The 15,275-nt window shown below is 67.5% G+C and carries 16 protein-coding genes and 1 pseudogene; 7 read left to right on the forward strand and 10 right to left on the reverse strand.

The genetic code is table 11. From position 1 onward, the window contains the following. Both FFS09_RS22480 and FFS09_RS22485 read right to left on the reverse strand, forming a co-directional pair. A pseudogene (locus FFS09_RS22480) lies at window positions 1-224 on the reverse strand (hypothetical protein); the annotation flags it as partial. A gap of 23 nt (window positions 225-247) precedes the next feature. Then, window positions 248-1,567: a DUF1800 domain-containing protein gene (locus FFS09_RS22485; protein WP_171020140.1), complete on the reverse strand. Its 1,320-nt coding sequence runs from the start codon at window positions 1,565-1,567 to the stop codon at window positions 248-250. 195 nt (window positions 1,568-1,762) lie between these two features. Here FFS09_RS22485 and FFS09_RS22490 point away from each other — a divergent pair, with 195 nt between their 5' ends. Then, window positions 1,763-2,104 carry a hypothetical protein gene (locus tag FFS09_RS22490; protein WP_137921170.1) on the forward strand — a complete coding sequence of 114 codons (342 nt, stop codon included), beginning with the start codon at window positions 1,763-1,765 and terminating at the stop codon, window positions 2,102-2,104. Window positions 2,105-2,110: 6 nt separating this feature from the next. Here FFS09_RS22490 and FFS09_RS22495 read toward each other — a convergent pair whose 3' ends face one another. Both FFS09_RS22495 and FFS09_RS22500 read right to left on the reverse strand, forming a co-directional pair. After that, window positions 2,111-2,458: a DUF1428 domain-containing protein gene (locus tag FFS09_RS22495; protein ID WP_137921171.1), complete on the reverse strand. Its 348-nt coding sequence runs from the start codon at window positions 2,456-2,458 to the stop codon at window positions 2,111-2,113. A gap of 626 nt (window positions 2,459-3,084) precedes the next feature. Then, window positions 3,085-3,882 (reverse strand): IclR family transcriptional regulator, encoded by a 798-nt coding sequence (locus tag FFS09_RS22500; protein ID WP_137921172.1) that lies wholly within the window; start codon window positions 3,880-3,882, stop codon window positions 3,085-3,087. A gap of 174 nt (window positions 3,883-4,056) precedes the next feature. Between FFS09_RS22500 and FFS09_RS22505 the strand changes: the two genes are divergently transcribed. From FFS09_RS22505 to FFS09_RS22520, 4 genes are all read left to right on the forward strand, one after another. Further along, window positions 4,057-4,506, forward strand: a complete 450-nt coding sequence (locus FFS09_RS22505) for a type II 3-dehydroquinate dehydratase (protein WP_137921173.1) — start codon at window positions 4,057-4,059, stop codon at window positions 4,504-4,506. A gap of 52 nt (window positions 4,507-4,558) precedes the next feature. Beyond that, the gene (dctP, locus tag FFS09_RS22510; RefSeq protein WP_137921174.1) at window positions 4,559-5,548 is read left to right on the forward strand and encodes a TRAP transporter substrate-binding protein DctP; all 990 of its coding nucleotides are present in this window, start codon (window positions 4,559-4,561) and stop codon (window positions 5,546-5,548) included. Between the two features lie 122 nt (window positions 5,549-5,670). Beyond that, window positions 5,671-6,183 (forward strand): TRAP transporter small permease, encoded by a 513-nt coding sequence (locus FFS09_RS22515; protein WP_137921175.1) that lies wholly within the window; start codon window positions 5,671-5,673, stop codon window positions 6,181-6,183. Then, entirely contained in the window at window positions 6,180-7,481 is a 1,302-nt protein-coding gene (locus tag FFS09_RS22520; protein ID WP_137921176.1) for a TRAP transporter large permease, read from the forward strand. The genes FFS09_RS22515 and FFS09_RS22520 overlap by 4 nt, the downstream gene beginning before the upstream one ends. 3 nt (window positions 7,482-7,484) lie before the next feature. On the opposite strand, the gene FFS09_RS22525 is transcribed toward FFS09_RS22520, so the two are convergent. From FFS09_RS22525 to FFS09_RS22545, 5 genes are all read right to left on the reverse strand, one after another. Then, a complete protein-coding gene (locus FFS09_RS22525) occupies window positions 7,485-8,687 on the reverse strand; it encodes a hypothetical protein (RefSeq protein WP_137921177.1) in 1,203 nt (400 codons plus the stop codon). 21 nt (window positions 8,688-8,708) lie between these two features. After that, a complete protein-coding gene (locus FFS09_RS22530; RefSeq protein ID WP_137921178.1) occupies window positions 8,709-9,218 on the reverse strand; it encodes a hypothetical protein in 510 nt (169 codons plus the stop codon). 79 nt (window positions 9,219-9,297) lie between these two features. Further along, entirely contained in the window at window positions 9,298-9,756 is a 459-nt protein-coding gene (locus tag FFS09_RS22535) for an SRPBCC family protein (RefSeq protein ID WP_137921179.1), read from the reverse strand. A 27-nt stretch (window positions 9,757-9,783) separates the two neighbouring features. Beyond that, a complete protein-coding gene (locus FFS09_RS22540; RefSeq protein WP_137921180.1) occupies window positions 9,784-10,455 on the reverse strand; it encodes a Vgb family protein in 672 nt (223 codons plus the stop codon). A 49-nt stretch (window positions 10,456-10,504) separates the two neighbouring features. Then, window positions 10,505-11,734, reverse strand: coding sequence for a helix-turn-helix domain-containing protein (locus tag FFS09_RS22545; RefSeq protein ID WP_137921181.1), 1,230 nt, complete (start codon window positions 11,732-11,734; stop codon window positions 10,505-10,507). Between the two features lie 129 nt (window positions 11,735-11,863). On the opposite strand from FFS09_RS22545, the gene FFS09_RS22550 reads away from it, so the two are divergent. Continuing rightward, window positions 11,864-13,039, forward strand: coding sequence for an ATP-binding protein (locus FFS09_RS22550; protein WP_137921182.1), 1,176 nt, complete (start codon window positions 11,864-11,866; stop codon window positions 13,037-13,039). Continuing rightward, window positions 13,036-14,151 (forward strand): acyltransferase family protein, encoded by a 1,116-nt coding sequence (locus tag FFS09_RS22555; RefSeq protein ID WP_137921183.1) that lies wholly within the window; start codon window positions 13,036-13,038, stop codon window positions 14,149-14,151. Before FFS09_RS22550 ends, FFS09_RS22555 begins: the two co-directional genes overlap by 4 nt. Before the next feature lie 21 nt (window positions 14,152-14,172). Here the strand turns inward: FFS09_RS22555 and FFS09_RS22560 are convergent, their stop codons facing one another. Beyond that, the gene (locus FFS09_RS22560; protein ID WP_137921184.1) at window positions 14,173-15,240 is read right to left on the reverse strand and encodes a YeiH family protein; all 1,068 of its coding nucleotides are present in this window, start codon (window positions 15,238-15,240) and stop codon (window positions 14,173-14,175) included. Window positions 15,241-15,275: the final 35 nt, after the last annotated feature.

Below are 15,275 nucleotides of genomic sequence, written 5' to 3' on the forward strand. Positions count from 1 at the left end.
GGGTTGGGTGGGCGCAGGGTGGACCACTGCGGATCGCCCACGGCGGGCACGGCGGCCAGGCCGTCGAGCGCGCCGCGCAGCATCACCACGACCAGTTTGCCGCGTGCCTGCGGGCTGGCGGCGAAGGCCATGCGCAGGCCCGGGCTTGTGAGCAGCAGGCCGGCGCCGGCAGCCTGCAGCCAGCGGCGGCGGGTGGGGGTCGTGGAGGTATGGGTTGGTGTCATGAACGTGCTCCGTGCAAGGTCGCTCAGCGGCGCTGGAACTCGGGGCTGGCCAGCAGCAGCGCAAGGGCTTGCGCGCCACTCTCGGCGCGGGCGATCTGGGTGCGGGTCTCGCTGGAGAGCGTCGGCCCCCAGGCGAGTTCGGCGAGCTGGCGCGCGTCGGCCAGCGCGCCCGCGCTGCGGCCCATCGCGACCGCCCATTCAACGCGCTTGAGCAATGCATCGGGACTGAGCCAGTCGTCTTGCCGATCGGGCCAGCCCTGCGGCGATGGCGCGCGGCCCAGCGGCTGGCCCATGGCGGTGAGCGCGGCGATCTCGCGCGCGGGGGTGCCCATGGGCATTTGCAGCAGGCGGTGCGCCGAGAGCAACATCTCTTCGGGCCGGCGCGCCTTGCCGGGCCGGTGCGCCACCCAGGCTTGCTCGTGGCCGAAGAGCGCCTCGGCGGTGTGCAGCAGGTCGCCGTCGGTCTCGCGAAAGCGGCGTGCCACGGCCTGCACCAGCGCGGGCGGCGGATCGTCGGCGACGAAGTGGCGCGCCAGTTTGTCGGCCAGGTGCTCGGCGGTGGCGGGGTGGCGCGCGAGGTCGTTGAGCACGTCGTCGAGCGCTTCCGGTCCCTCGCGGTAGCTGCGGCCCAGTACGGTCTTGCTGCTGGGTTCGTGCAGCGCGGGCAGGAAGCGCACGCCCTCGTCCTGCGGCGCGCGCCCGGCGGTCCAGCCGGTGAGCAGGCGCGCGAGTTCGCGCACGTCGGCCTGGGTGTAGCCGCCACGCACGCCCACGGTGTGCAGCTCCAGCAGTTCGCGTGCGAGGTTTTCGTTGAGCCCGCGCGCGCGGCGTTGCCCAGCGCGCGAGTTGGGGCCGATGGATTGCGCGTTGTCCAGGTAGAACAACATGCCGGGGTGCACCGTGGCCGCGCGCAGCAACGTGGCGAAGGAGCCGGTGGCGTGCGGGCGGATGGCCTCGTTCTCGAACGGCCACACCATGCCCGCCGTGCTGCTCTTGATGGCGGCCACGGTGAAGTGGTTGGCCCAGAACATCACCCAGCGCTCGTACACCGGCGTGGGGGTTTCGATCTGGTGCTGCCAACGGCGGCGCAGCGACAGCAGGTTGCCGTCGCGCAAGCGCTGGCGCTCTTCGCTCTGCGGCTCGGAGCGCTGGCGCAGCAGGCGCGTGAGTTCGGCCGCGGCGGTGCTGTCGGGCAGACCGGTGGTGTCGAACAGCAACGGGCGGCGGAATTGCCCGAGCACCCAGGCGCGCGGGTCCGTGCCCACGCTGGCCAGGCTGAGCTGGCTCAGGCCGAAGCGGTGCGAGGCGATGACGGGGGCGAGAGCGGTGTCGTCGATGGCCATGGGTGGGTGAAGCGGGGTTCGGTGGGCCGATGTGCCGGTTGAACCCCGCGAGCGTGCCGCTCTTACGCCCCGCAGGCAATGCCCGAGTGGCATCGAGGGGCATGCGCCGCCCGGCATAAGTCCGCGCGGCGGGGTGGGTTCAAGCGTTCACCAGGCGTTTCGCCCTGGCACCTCTCACCGCAAGGAGCCTTCCCCATGCCGAAAGCCATCCACATCCGCCGCGCGCTCGTTCACGGGCTTGTGGCCTTCACGGGAATGGGTGCACTGGCCGCCCACGCGCAGACCGACGCCCTGCGCATGGACCGCCGGGAAAACCGCCAGGCCGAGCGCATCGACCAGGGCGTGGCCTCCGGCCAGCTCACGCGCCCTGAGCAGGCGCACATGGAGATGCGGCAGGAGCGCATCGACCGCATGGAAGGCCGCCTGAAGGCCGATGGCAAAGTCACCGGCCAGGAAGCGGCGCGCATGGAGCGCGCGCAGGACAAGGCCAGCCGCCGCATCGCGCGGAACAAGCACGACCGGCAGCAAAAGCCCTGATCTCGCTCATTCGTTGTAGATCACCTCGAAGCCGCCGTAGATCATGCGCGCGCCGTCGAAGGGCATCTTCATGTCCTTCACGCGCGGGTCTTCCATGAACTTCTTCATGCCGGCATCCCGTGCCGCGCGCGAGGGCCAGGCGATCCAGGAAAACACCACGACTTCGTCCGGCTTGCGCTGCACGGCCATGGGGAACGAGGTGAGCTTGCCCTCGGGCACGTCGTCACCCCAGCATTCCGCGACGCTGAGCGCGCCGTGCTCTTTGAAGATGGGGTTGGCAAAACGGGCGTGGTCCAGGTACTGCTGCTTGTTCGCGGCGGGCACTGCGGCGGCGAATCCATCGATGTACTTCATGTGTGTCTCCTGAGGTTGAAGGGGAACCGGGCAACCCATCGGGATGGGCCCCTGAACGTACGACGAACGGGAGGCCCTGCTATCGACATCGTCCTGGATCGCCGCGATCAGATGTTGCATCCCGCCATCAGAAACGCGCAAAGGCGCCCCAAATGATGGCAGCCGAACCTTGCGATCCACATCTGGCTGCGGGACCCTCTCGGGGTCCACTTCCGGGTCCACGAAGGGGGGAAATTCTGCCTCGGGCGTGTTCAGGAGCCTCTCGGCCGCCGCATGGCGCGTCACAAGGTTTGCTTGAATCTCGCCAGGCGTTGCAACCAGGAAGGCTTCGGTTTTTCTTCTCCGACGGGACGGCTGGATGTGCCTTCCCGAGGCCACAACGCGTTCCAGGGACCCGACGGGTTTTTGAATTGTTCGGCCACTGCCCCGGCCTGGGCGCCGTTCGCCGATGAGGGCGTTTGCACACGTTGGATGGGAACCCCGGCGGGGAGAGGTTGCGGTGACTGGCGCGGTGTGGCTTCTTTCATGCTCATGGCGAACGCCTGGGGGTTGTGGAACACGGCCATGAGTAACCGCCGCCCAGGAGGCGTCCATCCCCCGCCCGAACTGCTGTGGCCTACAAGGCCTCAGCCCTTGCCCAACTGCGGTCGGCCAAACAGGCTGGAGGTGCTGCTGATCGGTCCGAGTTCGGCCGCGGCCGCGAGCAACAGGGGCGCGATGTCGAGCATGCGCGCGGCCGTCAGGCGCACCCGCGGGCCGGCGATGCTGATGACGCCAATCGTCTCGTGGCGCCGCACCACCGGCACGGCCATCGCGCTCATGCCGGGCGCGAACACCTCGTCGATCTGCGCATAACCGCGCACCCGCGCGGCGTGCAGAAAACCCAACAAGGCCTTCACCGTCGTGGGGGCCTTGGGGCCGTATTCCGCGGGCGTGCCAAAGCCCTGGCGGGTGACGAGTTCGAGCGCGCGCTCGTCGCTCTGGGTCAACAGCCACGCGTGCCCCGAGGCCGTGCAGGACAGGCGCGCGTCCATGCCCATGTCGGGGTCGAAGCGCAGGCCCTGGCCTTGTTGCGGGCCTTGCGACTTCGCGACGAAGGTCAGCCGATCGCCGTCGACGATGGACAGGCGCACCAGCTCGCCCGAGCGCTGCGCCAGGCGCGAGAGCAAGGGGTCGGCAATGTCCACGATGCCCGCGTTGCTCAGGTAACCCAGCCCCAACGACACCACCTTGGTCGTGAGCACGTAGTCGCCCTGCTTGCGCTTCTGGCGCACATAACCGCGCCGCTCCAGCTCGGCCAGCAGGCGGTGGCAGGCGCTCAGCGGGATGTCCAGCTCCGCGGCCATCAGCGCCAGCGGCAGGCCATCCGGGTGGGCGGCGAGGTGTTCCAGGAGCGACAACCCCCGGTCGAGTGCAAGGCTCATAACATGCTCAATTTCATATTGGGGAAAGGGTTTCCAAAACGGAAACAGTTTCCGACCACAGCCCAAGAATCGGGTCCACATCAGGCGCCAACGCGCCCCACACGACACACAGAGGCGACCACTCTAAGCCCAAGCGGAGCACGCGGCATCCGCAACGCCCCCGAGATTTTCAACATGACCCAGCCGATCTACATCCTCAATGGCCCGAATCTCAACCTGCTGGGTCTGCGCGAACCGCAGCTGTACGGCAGCACCACGCTGGCGCAAGTCGAAGCGCTGTGCCGCCGCGTGACCGATGCCCTGGGCATGCCTTGCGAATTCCGCCAGACCAACCACGAAGGCGTGATGGTCGACTGGGTGCAGGAGGCGCGCGAAAAGGCCGCCGCCGTGGTCATCAACCCGGCCGGCCTGTCGTTTCGCTCCATTCCGCTGCTCGACGCGCTCAAGACGCTGGCGCAGCCCCTGGCCGAAGTCCACATCACCAACATCCACCGCCGCGACGAGATCTACCAGAAGTCGCTGGTGTCGCTCGCGGCCACCGGTGTGATCTGCGGTTTCGGGCCGTTCGGCTACGAACTCGCGATCCGCGCGGTGGTCGAGCGGCTCGCCGCGCCGTCGATCTGATTGCCCTGGTTCATTTTTCCCCGCCATCCACCCACAACAGGAGACATCTGCCATGAACTTCCCACTCAACCGCCGTTCCGCGCTGCGCGCAGGGGCTTCGCTGGCCGCCGCCGTCGCCCTGCCCGCGTGGGCGCAAGCCCAACCCAACCTGCGCTTTGCCGCCGTGTTCTCGGACAAGGACATCCGCGCGGACATGATGAAGATGCTGGCGAAGGACGTGGAGAAGGACTTCAAGATCGAGGTGTTCCTGAACTCCACGCTGTTCCGCCAGGGCACCGAGCTCGTGGCGTTGCAGCGCGACAACCTGGAGATGGGCAACATCGCGCCGCAGGACATCTCCAAGCAGATTCCGGCCTGGTCGCTGCTGACCTCGGCCTACCTGTTCCGAGATGCCAACCACCTCACCGCGTTCTTCGCCAGCGACATGGGCGCGCAGATGAAGAAGATGGTGGAAGACCAGCTGAAGGTGAAGGTGTTGGGCCCGACCTTCTTCGGCACGCGCCACGTCGGCCTGAAGACGAAGAAGAAGATCAACGTGCCCGCCGACCTGGCCGGCGTGAAGCTGCGCATGCCCCCTGGCGACAGCTGGCAGTTGCTGGGCCGCTCCATCGGCGCAAACCCCACGCCCATGGCCTATGCCGAGACCTACACCGGCCTGCAGACCGGCGCGATCGACGGCCAGGACAACCCGCTGCCCAACGTGCAGAACATGAAGTTCAACGAAGTGATGTCGCAGATCGTGCTGACCTCGCACCTCGTGGGCTACGACCTGCTGACGCTCAACATGAAGGTGTGGCAAGGCATGTCACCCGACAAGCAGAAGGCCTTCCAGGCCGCCGCCGACAAGGCCATCGCCTGGAGCACCGCCGAGCACCTGAAGCGCGAGAAGGAGCTGGCCGAGGGCTTCAAGACCGCAGGGCTGGACGTGTACGCGCCCAACCTGGCCGCGTTTCGCGATCACGCGCAGAAGGTCTATCTCGCGTCGGCCGAGGCCAAAGACTGGCCAGCGGGCATGCTGGACAAGATCAACGCCATGAAATAGGAACACCCCCGCCGCGCTCCGCGCGACCCCCTCAAGGAGGCGACACCTGCGGCCTGGCAAAGCCAGTTCCGCGGTGTCTCTGGAGGGGGTGTCTTCATGCGTTGCTTTTGTGGAGCTTTCTGATGGCTTTTGTGCGCTCGCTCTCCCGATTCGCCGAGGCGGTGGCCGCCGCCTTGCTCGCGATCATCTTCGTGGCCTTCATCCTGCAGATCGTGCTGCGCTACGTCTTCAACTGGCCAGTGGGCTGGACGACCGAGGTGTCGCTGATCGCGTGGCTGTGGCTGGTGTTGTGGGGTGCGGCCTTCGTGCTGAAAGACCACGAAGAGATCCGCATCGACTTTCTCACCGCCAACGTGGGCAAACGGGCGCGCATCGGTCTGGGTATCGTCGCGGCGGTCTGCGTCATCGTGCTGTTCACGCTGCAACTGCCCGCCGCCTACAGCTACGTGAGCTTCATGAAGGTCGAGAAAAGTTCCTACCTGAAAACCGGCTTTCACGTGCTGTTCTCGATCTACCTCATCTTCTCGGTGGCGGTGATCGCGCGCAACGTCTGGAACCTCGTGCAACTGCTGCGCGGCAAAGACCCCGTCGAGAACGCGTCCGACTCCCCCATGCAATCAGGCTCCGCACTGTGAACTTCACCAGCCCTTTCTCTCTGGCCCTCGGTGCCATCCTCGCGCTCAGCTTGCTGGGCGTGCCCGTGGGCCAGGCCATGATCGGCGGCTCCGTGCTCTACCTCTACATGAAGGGCATGGACATGGGCACGGTGGCCGAGCAACTGCTCAATGGCACCTACTCCAGCTTCCTGCTGCTGGCGATTCCGCTGTTCATTCTGGCGGCCACCATCATGGGTTCGGGCACCGTGCTCGATCGGTTGATGAAGTTCTGCAACGCGCTCGTGGGCCACTTCCCCGGTGGCCTGGCGCAGGTGAACGTGTTGCAAAGCGTCGTGTTCGCCAGCATGTCCGGCTCGGCACTGGCCGACGCGGCGGGCTCGGGCAAGCTCATGCAGGTCATGATGACCAAGGACAACCGCTACACCGCCGGTTTCGCCGCCGCGCTGACCGCCGCGTCCTCGGTGCTCGGCCCCATCCTGCCGCCCTCGATCCCGCTCGTGCTCTATGCGCTGGTGTCGGGCACGTCCATTGGCTACCTGTTCATCGCGGGCGTTCTGCCCGGCCTCCTGCTCGGTGCGGTTCAGATGGGGCTGGTGCACTACCTGGCCAGGAAGCGCAACTTCCCCGTGGAACCCAGGGTGCCGCTGCGGGAGTTGCCGCGCATCACGCGCGAAGCGTTTCCTGCCCTGATGTTGCCGGTGGTCTTGTTGGGATGCCTGTACACCGGCATCACCACGCCCACGGAAGCGGCCGGCCTCGCGGCGGCGTATGCCTTGCTGATCTCGGTGCTGCTCTACCGCAGCATCGGCTGGAAGGACATGTACGACGCACTGCTGAGCAGCGCGCGCATCAGTATCTCCATTGGCATGTTGATCGCCGGCGCGCTGGTGTTCAACTACGTGATCACGGTGGAGAATATCCCGGCCAGCCTGAGCGGCCTGCTCGCCGGGTTCGATCTGTCGCCGCTGGGCTTTCTGCTGCTGGTCAACCTGATCCTGCTGGTGCTGGGCTGTTTCCTCGAAGGCTCGACCATCATCCTTGTGATCCTGCCGGTGCTGTTGCCCACAGCGGTCGCGCTCGGTGTGGACCCGGTGCACTTTGGCGTGGTCGCCGTGCTCAACATCATGATCGGCCTGGTGACGCCGCCCTATGGTTTGCTGCTGTTCATGATGACCAGGATCGCCGACATCACGCTCGGCACACTGGTGCGCGAGATGGTGCCCTTCCTGGTGGTGATGATCGGCGCGCTGGCCATCGTCACACTTTGGCCCGACATGGTGCTGTTTCTGCCGCGGCTGGCGGGCTACACCGGGTAGGCATCAGATGTCCAGCCGGCCTGACTGGATCAACAGATGGGCCAGAAAGATGCCCACGAAAATGCCGAACACCAGGTTGCGCGTCTCAGGGCTGAGCGCCGCCATGATGGGCACATCGTCGGCGCCCGGAACGCCCCCGTTGCCGGTGTCGTAACCCACACCGCGAAGCACCGAATCCAGCAGGCGCCCAGCGTGCGTGGTGAGGTCGAGCATCTCCAGAAGCGCACTCGCGTACACATGCTGGGCATTCGCCACCATCGCCGCCGCGCTCCCGATGGTCACGGCCGTGCCATACACCGCCGTTCTCGGGTCGAGGGAAGCGGGCCCCGCTGGCCCACCGCGGGCTCTCGCCAGATCATCGGTGCGCGCGATGGCGATACGCACTTCCTCCTCTTGCGCGTTGTTCAAGGCGTCGTCGCTTTGCGCCACTTGTTTTTCCGCTTCGGCGTGCATGTCCCGGAGCACCTGTTGCGTGTGGCTCAATGCCTTCGTGAGGGCATCGAGTTCCCGTTGCGCAGTGTCCAGCGAGCGGCTCGCTTGTGCCACCGCTGTTTCATGCTCCAGGAGCGAGGGATCGTCGAGCGGGATGTTCATGCGCTGCGCAGCCGACCTGGCCAGGCCGTATTTGTCCTGCTCATCCCGCAGTGCGTTCGAGGCCACCTGTAGCGCCTGCTCGGCGGTACGAGCTGCGGCAACCGACTCGTTGCGCACCTTCATGATCGCGGCGAGCCGTTCCGCGTGCCCCCTCAAACGGGCGTGGCATCGCGTCGGGTCGCGTGTGAAGCCGGTGTTGATCCGTCCTTCGTCGTCGAGCAACGAGATGCCGTCGCCGTAGCGATGGCGGAAACATTCGTCACCCCGGATGTCATCCGCGGGCAGGTCTTGCAGCCATTGGGGCATCACCACCTGGGCCGCGGCGCTGCCCGTCGGATGGGCTGGAACACCATGGGAGCTGTTGGAGACGCCCGTCCGGGCGGTGCTGGTGGCCGTGGACGTCGTCGTGTTGGTTGCCGTGGTGAGCGTTGTGGTCGAGGATGTCGTGGTCGTCGTGGCTGCCGCGGGAAGGTGCACATGCCAGGCCACCGGCGACGCATGGAATTGACGGGCGATGTCCTCGGGAGTTCCCGTGCCCATCTGCGTGGCGTTGGCCGCAGGGGACTGGATGTGTTGAGGAAGGGGTTGCCCTGGCAGTGAGGTCGGGTGCATGGTGTTTCCTCTGGGTGTGCGTCAATGGCGGGTCAGCTTGACCAGCGCATCCGCGCAGGCGTCCTGCAGATCGCGCAGGTCCAGGTTGGCGCGGCACATCTCGAAACAGGTGTCGAAGGCTTCGCGCGCAGCGTCGAATTCGCCCGCGGCGGCGAGGCACTCGGCCATGCGGAACGCGACGATGGGCTGGTCGTTGTCGATCAGAGACAAGCCGAACAGACCGGCGGCCGCGTGGAACTCCATCAGGCGTTGCATGCAGGTGCCGGCCAGAAACAGAAAGCGGCTGTTGCGCGGATCGTGCAAGGCCAGTTGCAGGGCGATCAGGCCGGCCTCCCGCCACCGCGCTTCGTCGCACAAGGCCATGGCTTTGTCGCACAGGGCATCCAGGTCTTGCGGTGAAATCTTCCTGGCCTGCCCCAGTGTCTGCCCGCCTTCGCCGGCGGCTCTCGCAGCCTGGAAGAGCTGCGCGAGTTGGTCCATGTTGATCGGCAGTGGGCCGAACACGGCCTCGGCGGTGGTGTCTTGCTGCATGGGGTCTCCTGGGGAAGTGGTGGACACGTCCCCGTTGGGAACGCCGCAGTGGTCGTGGTTCCGCCCGAGGGAAGCCTCTTCAATTCCAGTTGTCGATCTTCAGGTCGTGGGGCGAGGGCTTTCCCTCGCCCGTCTCCACCAGCGCCTTGAGGCTCAGCAGAAAGGTCGCCCACTTCATGCTGCAGTGCGCGGTGAACTCGCTGGCCTCGCGCCAGTTCTCATGCGCGAAGAGCACGATGCTGTAGGGCTCTGCGTGTGACAGGCGAAACACCACGTCGGTGCCGATCCATTCCTCCGGCCCTGCGGTGCAGTGCCAGCGAATTTCCCGATCGGGCACCAGCGCCTTCACCTCAAAGCGCATGCTGCCGACGCGCTCGCCCGTCGGTGAACTGAAGTGAACCTCGATGGCGCCACCGGGCGCCGAGACGCCCGTGGTCTCTCGGGTCCACCAGCTGGCCACGCCCTCGGTGGTGGCCAGCGCGCGGTACACCGACGCGAGCGGGGCCTGGATGCCCACGCGATGAACGATGTGGATCATGGGGTCGCTCCTGTGGGGTTGTGGTGGTCAAGCGGTGGCGCGCCGGGGCCGGCGCACGGCGCGCAGCTTGCCGCGGGGGCCGCCACCGCAATAGAACAGGTCGGCGCCGTCGGACTCGAGCCCGCTCACTTCCGTGCCGGGTGGCATCGTCAGCCGTTCCAGCACCGCGCCGTTCGCGGGGTCGATGCGGCGCAACTCGCTCTCATCGCCTTCCCAGGTGCCGTGCCAGAACTCACCGTCGACCCAGGTGACGCCGGTGACGAAGCGGTTGGATTCGATGGTGCGTTTCACCGCGCCGGTCTCGGGGTCGATCTGGTGGATCTTGCGGTCGCGGTACTGCCCCACCCACAGGCTGCCCTCGGCCCAGGTGAGTCCCGAATCCTTGCCTTTGCCGGGTGCTGGAATCGACTTGAGCACCTGGCCGGTGACCGGGTCGATCTTGTCGATGCGCGATTCGGCGATCTGGTACAGGTGGGTGCCATCGAAGGCGGTGCCGGCATCGGCCGGGCGGGTCAGCGTGCGCGTGGTCTCGCCGCTTTTCGGGTCGATGGCGGCCAGTTTCGTGCCCAGCGCCACCCAGACGCGGCTGCCATCGTAGGTGACGCCGGCCACGTCGGGTGCGTCGTTGAAAGGGCCGTACTCGCGCACGATGTCGGCCTTGGAAACAGGAATGCTCTCGGTCTTGCGTTGCGTCGTCATGGCGGTTCTCCTTGGAGGCGCGTGCGGAAATCGGCGCCGTGAGACAACTCTACGCAAACGGCATCGCAGCGGGGAGTAACAAGGTTGTCGTGAATCCGGTCAGTGGCGGGGCGAGCCAGCGCCGTGCGCGCGCCTGCCCGATGGCGCGCACCTGGCCATTCACCTCCAGCTCGGCGAGCGCGCGCTGCACCGTGCGCTGGCTCGCGCCCAGCGCCAGGGCGAGTGCGGAGGTCGACCACGCCGCGCCATCGGACAGCAGCGCTAGCAGCGAGGCCCGCTCGCCTTCGATCGGCGGCATCAGCACCACCACGTCCACGGCATCGTGCGGTTGCAGTGCGAAGCCCTGGGCCGTTGCTTCGATGCGCGCGAGCGGCGCGATGAGCGCGCGCAGCCGGCCGATCTCGACGCGCAGGCGCGCGCGGTGCGTCTCGTCCGGGCGGCGTGTGCGAAACGCGCTGGCGATCAGCGCCTCGCGCGCGACGTCGCCGGGCCAGGCCTGCGCGAGTTCGAGCGCCAGCGCAAACAGGATGGGGCGGCGCGCCAACGCTTGCCACTGCGCGCCTGCGCTCAGGCCATGGCGGCAGGCGTCCACCACCAGTGCGGGCGATGCGAGCAGCGCTTCGACCGCGTCCAGCCGCAGCGCGGCTTCCTTTCCATCGGGCAGCCAGCGGCGGGCGGCGGGTGCATCGAGCGCGGCCTGCGCCTCGGCCACTTCGGCCAGCAGGGCCGGCACCCCCGAACGCCATGCGGCGTCGTGTGCGCGCGCAAGCGCCTCGCGCGCGGGGCCGGTGCGCAAGGAACGCAAGGCCAGTTCGGCCGCGCTCAAAGCGGCCACCGCCGCCAGCGATGGGGGCAGGCCGTTGCCCCGCGCATCGATGCCGGCCAAGGCCGCAGCGGCTTCCTCCAGCCGGCCGAGCAACAACGAGCGCCGCACGGCGATGAGTTGCGCATGCAGCGCATTGGCGTGATCGGCATGGGCGTCGAGCGTGGCGGCGGCCGCGAGCAGCGAGCGGGGCGAGCCGCCGAGGTCGCGCAAGGCCAGCGCGACCTCGGCCTCGGCGACGACGCAACGCGCGCGGGCCCGCGCCTCGTGCGCGCCAAAGCCACGCGCCGCACGCCGCAACAGCTCGCGGGCGCGCACGAGTTCACCGAGCTGCGCCATGGCAATGCCGCGCAAGGCCAAGGCGGGCGGGTCGTCGCGCAGAGCGACGCGCTTGAGGGCACCCAACGCATCGCCGGCCGCGAGGGCGCGTGCGGAGGCGGCGATCAGGGAGTCCATGGGGAGGTGGGCGCAACGGGCCAGGACGAAGGATGCATGGGGGAAATCAGTCTATGCGCAGCACGCTCCGCCACTCCCACGGCTCAAACAACCTTGCAAATCATGGAATTAAACTCCATAATTGCAAGGATGTTTGAACGCCTTGCGACCGCCCACCTGCTCGAAGAACTGGATCACATGCCCGCCGTGGCCTTGCTGGGGCCCCGCCAGATCGGAAAAACCACCCTGGCCTTGCAAGTCGCGCAACAGCGGCCCAGCTTGTACCTGGACATGGAGTCGGAACGCGACCGCGCCAAACTCGCCGAGCCCGAACTCTACCTGCCGCCGCACCAGGACAAGCTGGTCATCATCGACGAGGTGCACCGCGCACCGGCGCTGTTTCCGGTGCTGCGTGGCCTGATCGACCAGGCGCGCCGCGATGGTCGCCGCCAGGGCCTGTACCTGTTGCTGGGCTCCGCCTCGCTGGACCTGCTGCACCAGTCGGGCGAGACACTGGCCGGCCGCATCGCGTATCGGGAACTGGGTCCGCTGACGGTGCGCGAGACCGGCGCCGCGAGCACACCCGCGCTGTGGCTGCGCGGTGGGTTCCCGGACAGCTTCACGGCTGCCGATGACGCGCGCAGCCTGCGCTGGCGGCAGAACTTCATCCGCACCTACCTGGAGCGCGACATTCCCTTGTTCGGCCCGCGCATCGCCGCCGAAACCCTGCGGCGCTTCTGGACCATGCTGGCCCACCAGCAAGGCGGCATGCTCAACGTGGCGCAGCTTGCGCGCAACCTCGGCGTGGATGGCAAGACCGCGCAGAGCTACATCGATCTGCTGTGCGATTTGCTGCTGGTGCGCCGCCTGCAGCCGTGGCATGTCAACGTGGGCAAGCGGCTGGTCAAGTCGCCCAAGGTGTACGTGCGCGACAGCGGGCTGGTGCATGCCTTGCTGGACATCGGTTCCATGGAGTCCCTGCTGTCGCACCCGGTGGTAGGCGCAAGCTGGGAGGGCATGGTGGTGGAGAACCTGCTGGCGTCGGCCCCGCCCGGCACGCAGGCGTACTTCTACCGCACCACTGGCGGTGCGGAAGTCGATCTGCTGCTGAACCAGCCCGATGGCACGCTGTGGGCGATCGAGATCAAACGCAGCCTCACGCCCAAGGTGGAGCGCGGCTTTCACGCGGCGTGCGAGGACGTGCAGCCTCGGCACAAGGTGGTGGTGTACCCCGGTGAGGAGAGTTATCCGTTGGACCATGGCGTCCAGGTCATGCCGCTGGGTGCGCTGTGCGAGCGCTTGGCGCTACGTGGGGCCGCGCTGTGAGCGCGCGCATCCTGCCCGGCGCTGGCGAGCGCCTGATGTTCATCGACCTGCTCAAGGCGGTCGGTTCGCAGTTGATCGTGCTGCACCACCTGGCGTTCTACGGCCCCATGTCCGACTGGACGCACCGGCTCGCGCCCGAGCTGGTGACCTGGTTCAGCCAGGACGCGCGCATGGCGGTGCAGATCTTCCTGGTGGTGGCCGGCTTCCTGGCCGCGCGCAGCATGGCGCCGGGCGCGGTGCCGCGCCACACACCGTTCATGGCGCAGCTGGGCCAGCGCTATGTGCGCACTGCGTTGCCCTACATCGCCGCGCTGCTGGTGGCCATGCTCTGCACCGAGCTCGCGCGCCGCTGGATGGCGCACGATTCGATCTCCCCACCGCCCGAGCTGTGGCAGTTCGTGTCGCACGCGCTGTTGTTGCACACGCTGCTGGACATGGACTCGCTCTCGGCCGGTGTCTGGTACGTGGCGATCGATTTCCAGTTGTACGCATTGCTGCTCGGTGTGTTGTGGCTGTCGCGCCGGCTGCCGGCGAGCAGCGCCTGGGTGATGGCCATCACCGTGCTCGTGGTGGCGGCCTCGCTGTTCCACTTCAACACCGACAGCGACTGGGACAGCTGGGCGCTCTACTTCTTCGGCGCCTACGGCCTGGGCGCACTCACGTACTGGACCACGCACGACGACGAGGCCTGGCGCAGCGGCCGCTGGCTGCTGGGCGCGCTGGTGGCGATGACGCTGCTGGCCTTGGCGATCGATTTCCGCGAACGCATCGCGCTGGCCTTGACGGTGTGCGTGACACTGGCCTGCTCGCAGCGCCAGGGCTGGCTGTTCACCTGGCCACGCAGCCGCGTGGTGGCCTACCTCAGCCGCATTTCGTATGCGGTGTTCCTGCTCAACTTTCCGATAGCGCTGGTGGTGAATGCGCTGTTCACGCGCTTTGGCAGCGCCGACGCCGTGGTGCAGACCGGCGGCGTGCTGCTGGCCTGGCTGGCCTGCAACGTGGCGGGTGCGCTGTTCTTCCACTGGGTGGAGCTGCCGCTGGGCCGCTTGAGGCTGCGCCGCAAGCCGGCGGTGGTGCTGCCGCCCGGCGTCAGTTCCGCGGAAAAAAATTGAGCGCGTTGTTGTGAAGCAACCTTAGAGCTGCGAGCCCAGCCCCAGCAACAGAATCGCCCCCAGCACGAAGGCGGCGATGAACACCGTCTCGGCCACCAGCATGGCCACGGCGCGCCAGCCCAGGCTCAGCAACTCTTCGAAGGTGGTCTTGACCCCGGCGGCAGCGATGGCGACCACCAGCAACCAACGCGAGGCGTCGCCTGCGATGGCGGTGACGCGCGGTGGAATCCAGCCCAGGCTGGCCAGCGTCATCAACACCACGAAGCCGACGAGGAAGGTCGGCAACAGCGGTGGGCGCGCGCCGCTGCCGACGATGGCCGTGGTGGCACCGCCCTGGGCCGGTTTCGCTTTTTCGCTGGCCTGGCGGTACACCGCCGCGACCACCAGCACCACCGGCAAGAGCATGAGCACGCGCAGCAGCTTGACCAACGCGGCCTTCTCACCCCCATCGGGGCCGAGCATCATGCCGGCGGCCACCACTTGCGCCACGTCGTGGATGGTGCCGCCGAGAAACACCGCGCCCTGCCCCGACGACATATGAAGCAGTTGCAGGCCGAACGGGTAGACCACCATCGCCAGTGTGGACAGCAAGGTCACGCCGACCACGGTGAGCAAGGTGAAGCGCTCGTTCTCGCGCGTCGCCGGCAGCACCGACGCCACCGCGAGCGCGGCCGAGGCGCCGCAGATGCCCACGGCACAGCCCGACAGCAAGCCCTCTTCCCGCGAGCGGCCCAGGCTCTTGCCCACCAGCAGGCCAAAGGCAATGGTGAGCACCACCGCCAGCGCGATCACGAGCGCCGTGCGCCAGCCCAGGTGCGCCACCTGGTCCCAGGTGATGCGCAGGCCGAGCAGCGCGACACCCAGGCGCAGCGCGGTGCGGGCGCAGAAGTTGACCCCGGCGGCCAGGCGTGGGTCGGCCATGAGGAAATGCAGCGCCAGGCCGATCAGCAGCGCGTAGAGGAGTTGCGGTCCGCCATAGTGGTCGGTGAGAAAGGTGGCTGCGAGTGCGATCACGACGCAGACGAGCACGCCCGGCCAACGCGCCTGTACTTGAAGGACCGAGGGGGTGATGTAGGTGGAGAGGGCCATGGCTGCCGAAGATAGACCTGCGCCATCAACCCGTC

The organism is Hydrogenophaga sp. 2FB (assembly GCF_005503365.1).
Classification (GTDB): Bacteria; Pseudomonadota; Gammaproteobacteria; order Burkholderiales; family Burkholderiaceae_C; genus Hydrogenophaga.

What these genes read in the sequence shown, in the direction of transcription:
- FFS09_RS22485 (WP_171020140.1), bottom strand. Translation starts at nt 1,567, where the DNA reads ATGGCCATCGACGACACCGCTCTCGCCCCCGTCATCGCCTCGCACCGC.
- FFS09_RS22490 (WP_137921170.1), top strand. Translation starts at nt 1,763, where the DNA reads ATGCCGAAAGCCATCCACATCCGCCGCGCGCTCGTTCACGGGCTTGTG.
- FFS09_RS22495 (WP_137921171.1), bottom strand. Translation starts at nt 2,458, where the DNA reads ATGAAGTACATCGATGGATTCGCCGCCGCAGTGCCCGCCGCGAACAAG.
- FFS09_RS22500 (WP_137921172.1), bottom strand. Translation starts at nt 3,882, where the DNA reads ATGAGCCTTGCACTCGACCGGGGGTTGTCGCTCCTGGAACACCTCGCC.
- FFS09_RS22505 (WP_137921173.1), top strand. Translation starts at nt 4,057, where the DNA reads ATGACCCAGCCGATCTACATCCTCAATGGCCCGAATCTCAACCTGCTG.
- dctP (WP_137921174.1), top strand. Translation starts at nt 4,559, where the DNA reads ATGAACTTCCCACTCAACCGCCGTTCCGCGCTGCGCGCAGGGGCTTCG.
- FFS09_RS22515 (WP_137921175.1), top strand. Translation starts at nt 5,671, where the DNA reads ATGGCTTTTGTGCGCTCGCTCTCCCGATTCGCCGAGGCGGTGGCCGCC.
- FFS09_RS22525 (WP_137921177.1), bottom strand. Translation starts at nt 8,687, where the DNA reads ATGCACCCGACCTCACTGCCAGGGCAACCCCTTCCTCAACACATCCAG.
- FFS09_RS22530 (WP_137921178.1), bottom strand. Translation starts at nt 9,218, where the DNA reads ATGCAGCAAGACACCACCGCCGAGGCCGTGTTCGGCCCACTGCCGATC.
- FFS09_RS22535 (WP_137921179.1), bottom strand. Translation starts at nt 9,756, where the DNA reads ATGATCCACATCGTTCATCGCGTGGGCATCCAGGCCCCGCTCGCGTCG.
- FFS09_RS22540 (WP_137921180.1), bottom strand. Translation starts at nt 10,455, where the DNA reads ATGACGACGCAACGCAAGACCGAGAGCATTCCTGTTTCCAAGGCCGAC.
- FFS09_RS22545 (WP_137921181.1), bottom strand. Translation starts at nt 11,734, where the DNA reads ATGGACTCCCTGATCGCCGCCTCCGCACGCGCCCTCGCGGCCGGCGAT.
- FFS09_RS22550 (WP_137921182.1), top strand. Translation starts at nt 11,864, where the DNA reads ATGTTTGAACGCCTTGCGACCGCCCACCTGCTCGAAGAACTGGATCAC.
- FFS09_RS22560 (WP_137921184.1), bottom strand. Translation starts at nt 15,240, where the DNA reads ATGGCCCTCTCCACCTACATCACCCCCTCGGTCCTTCAAGTACAGGCG.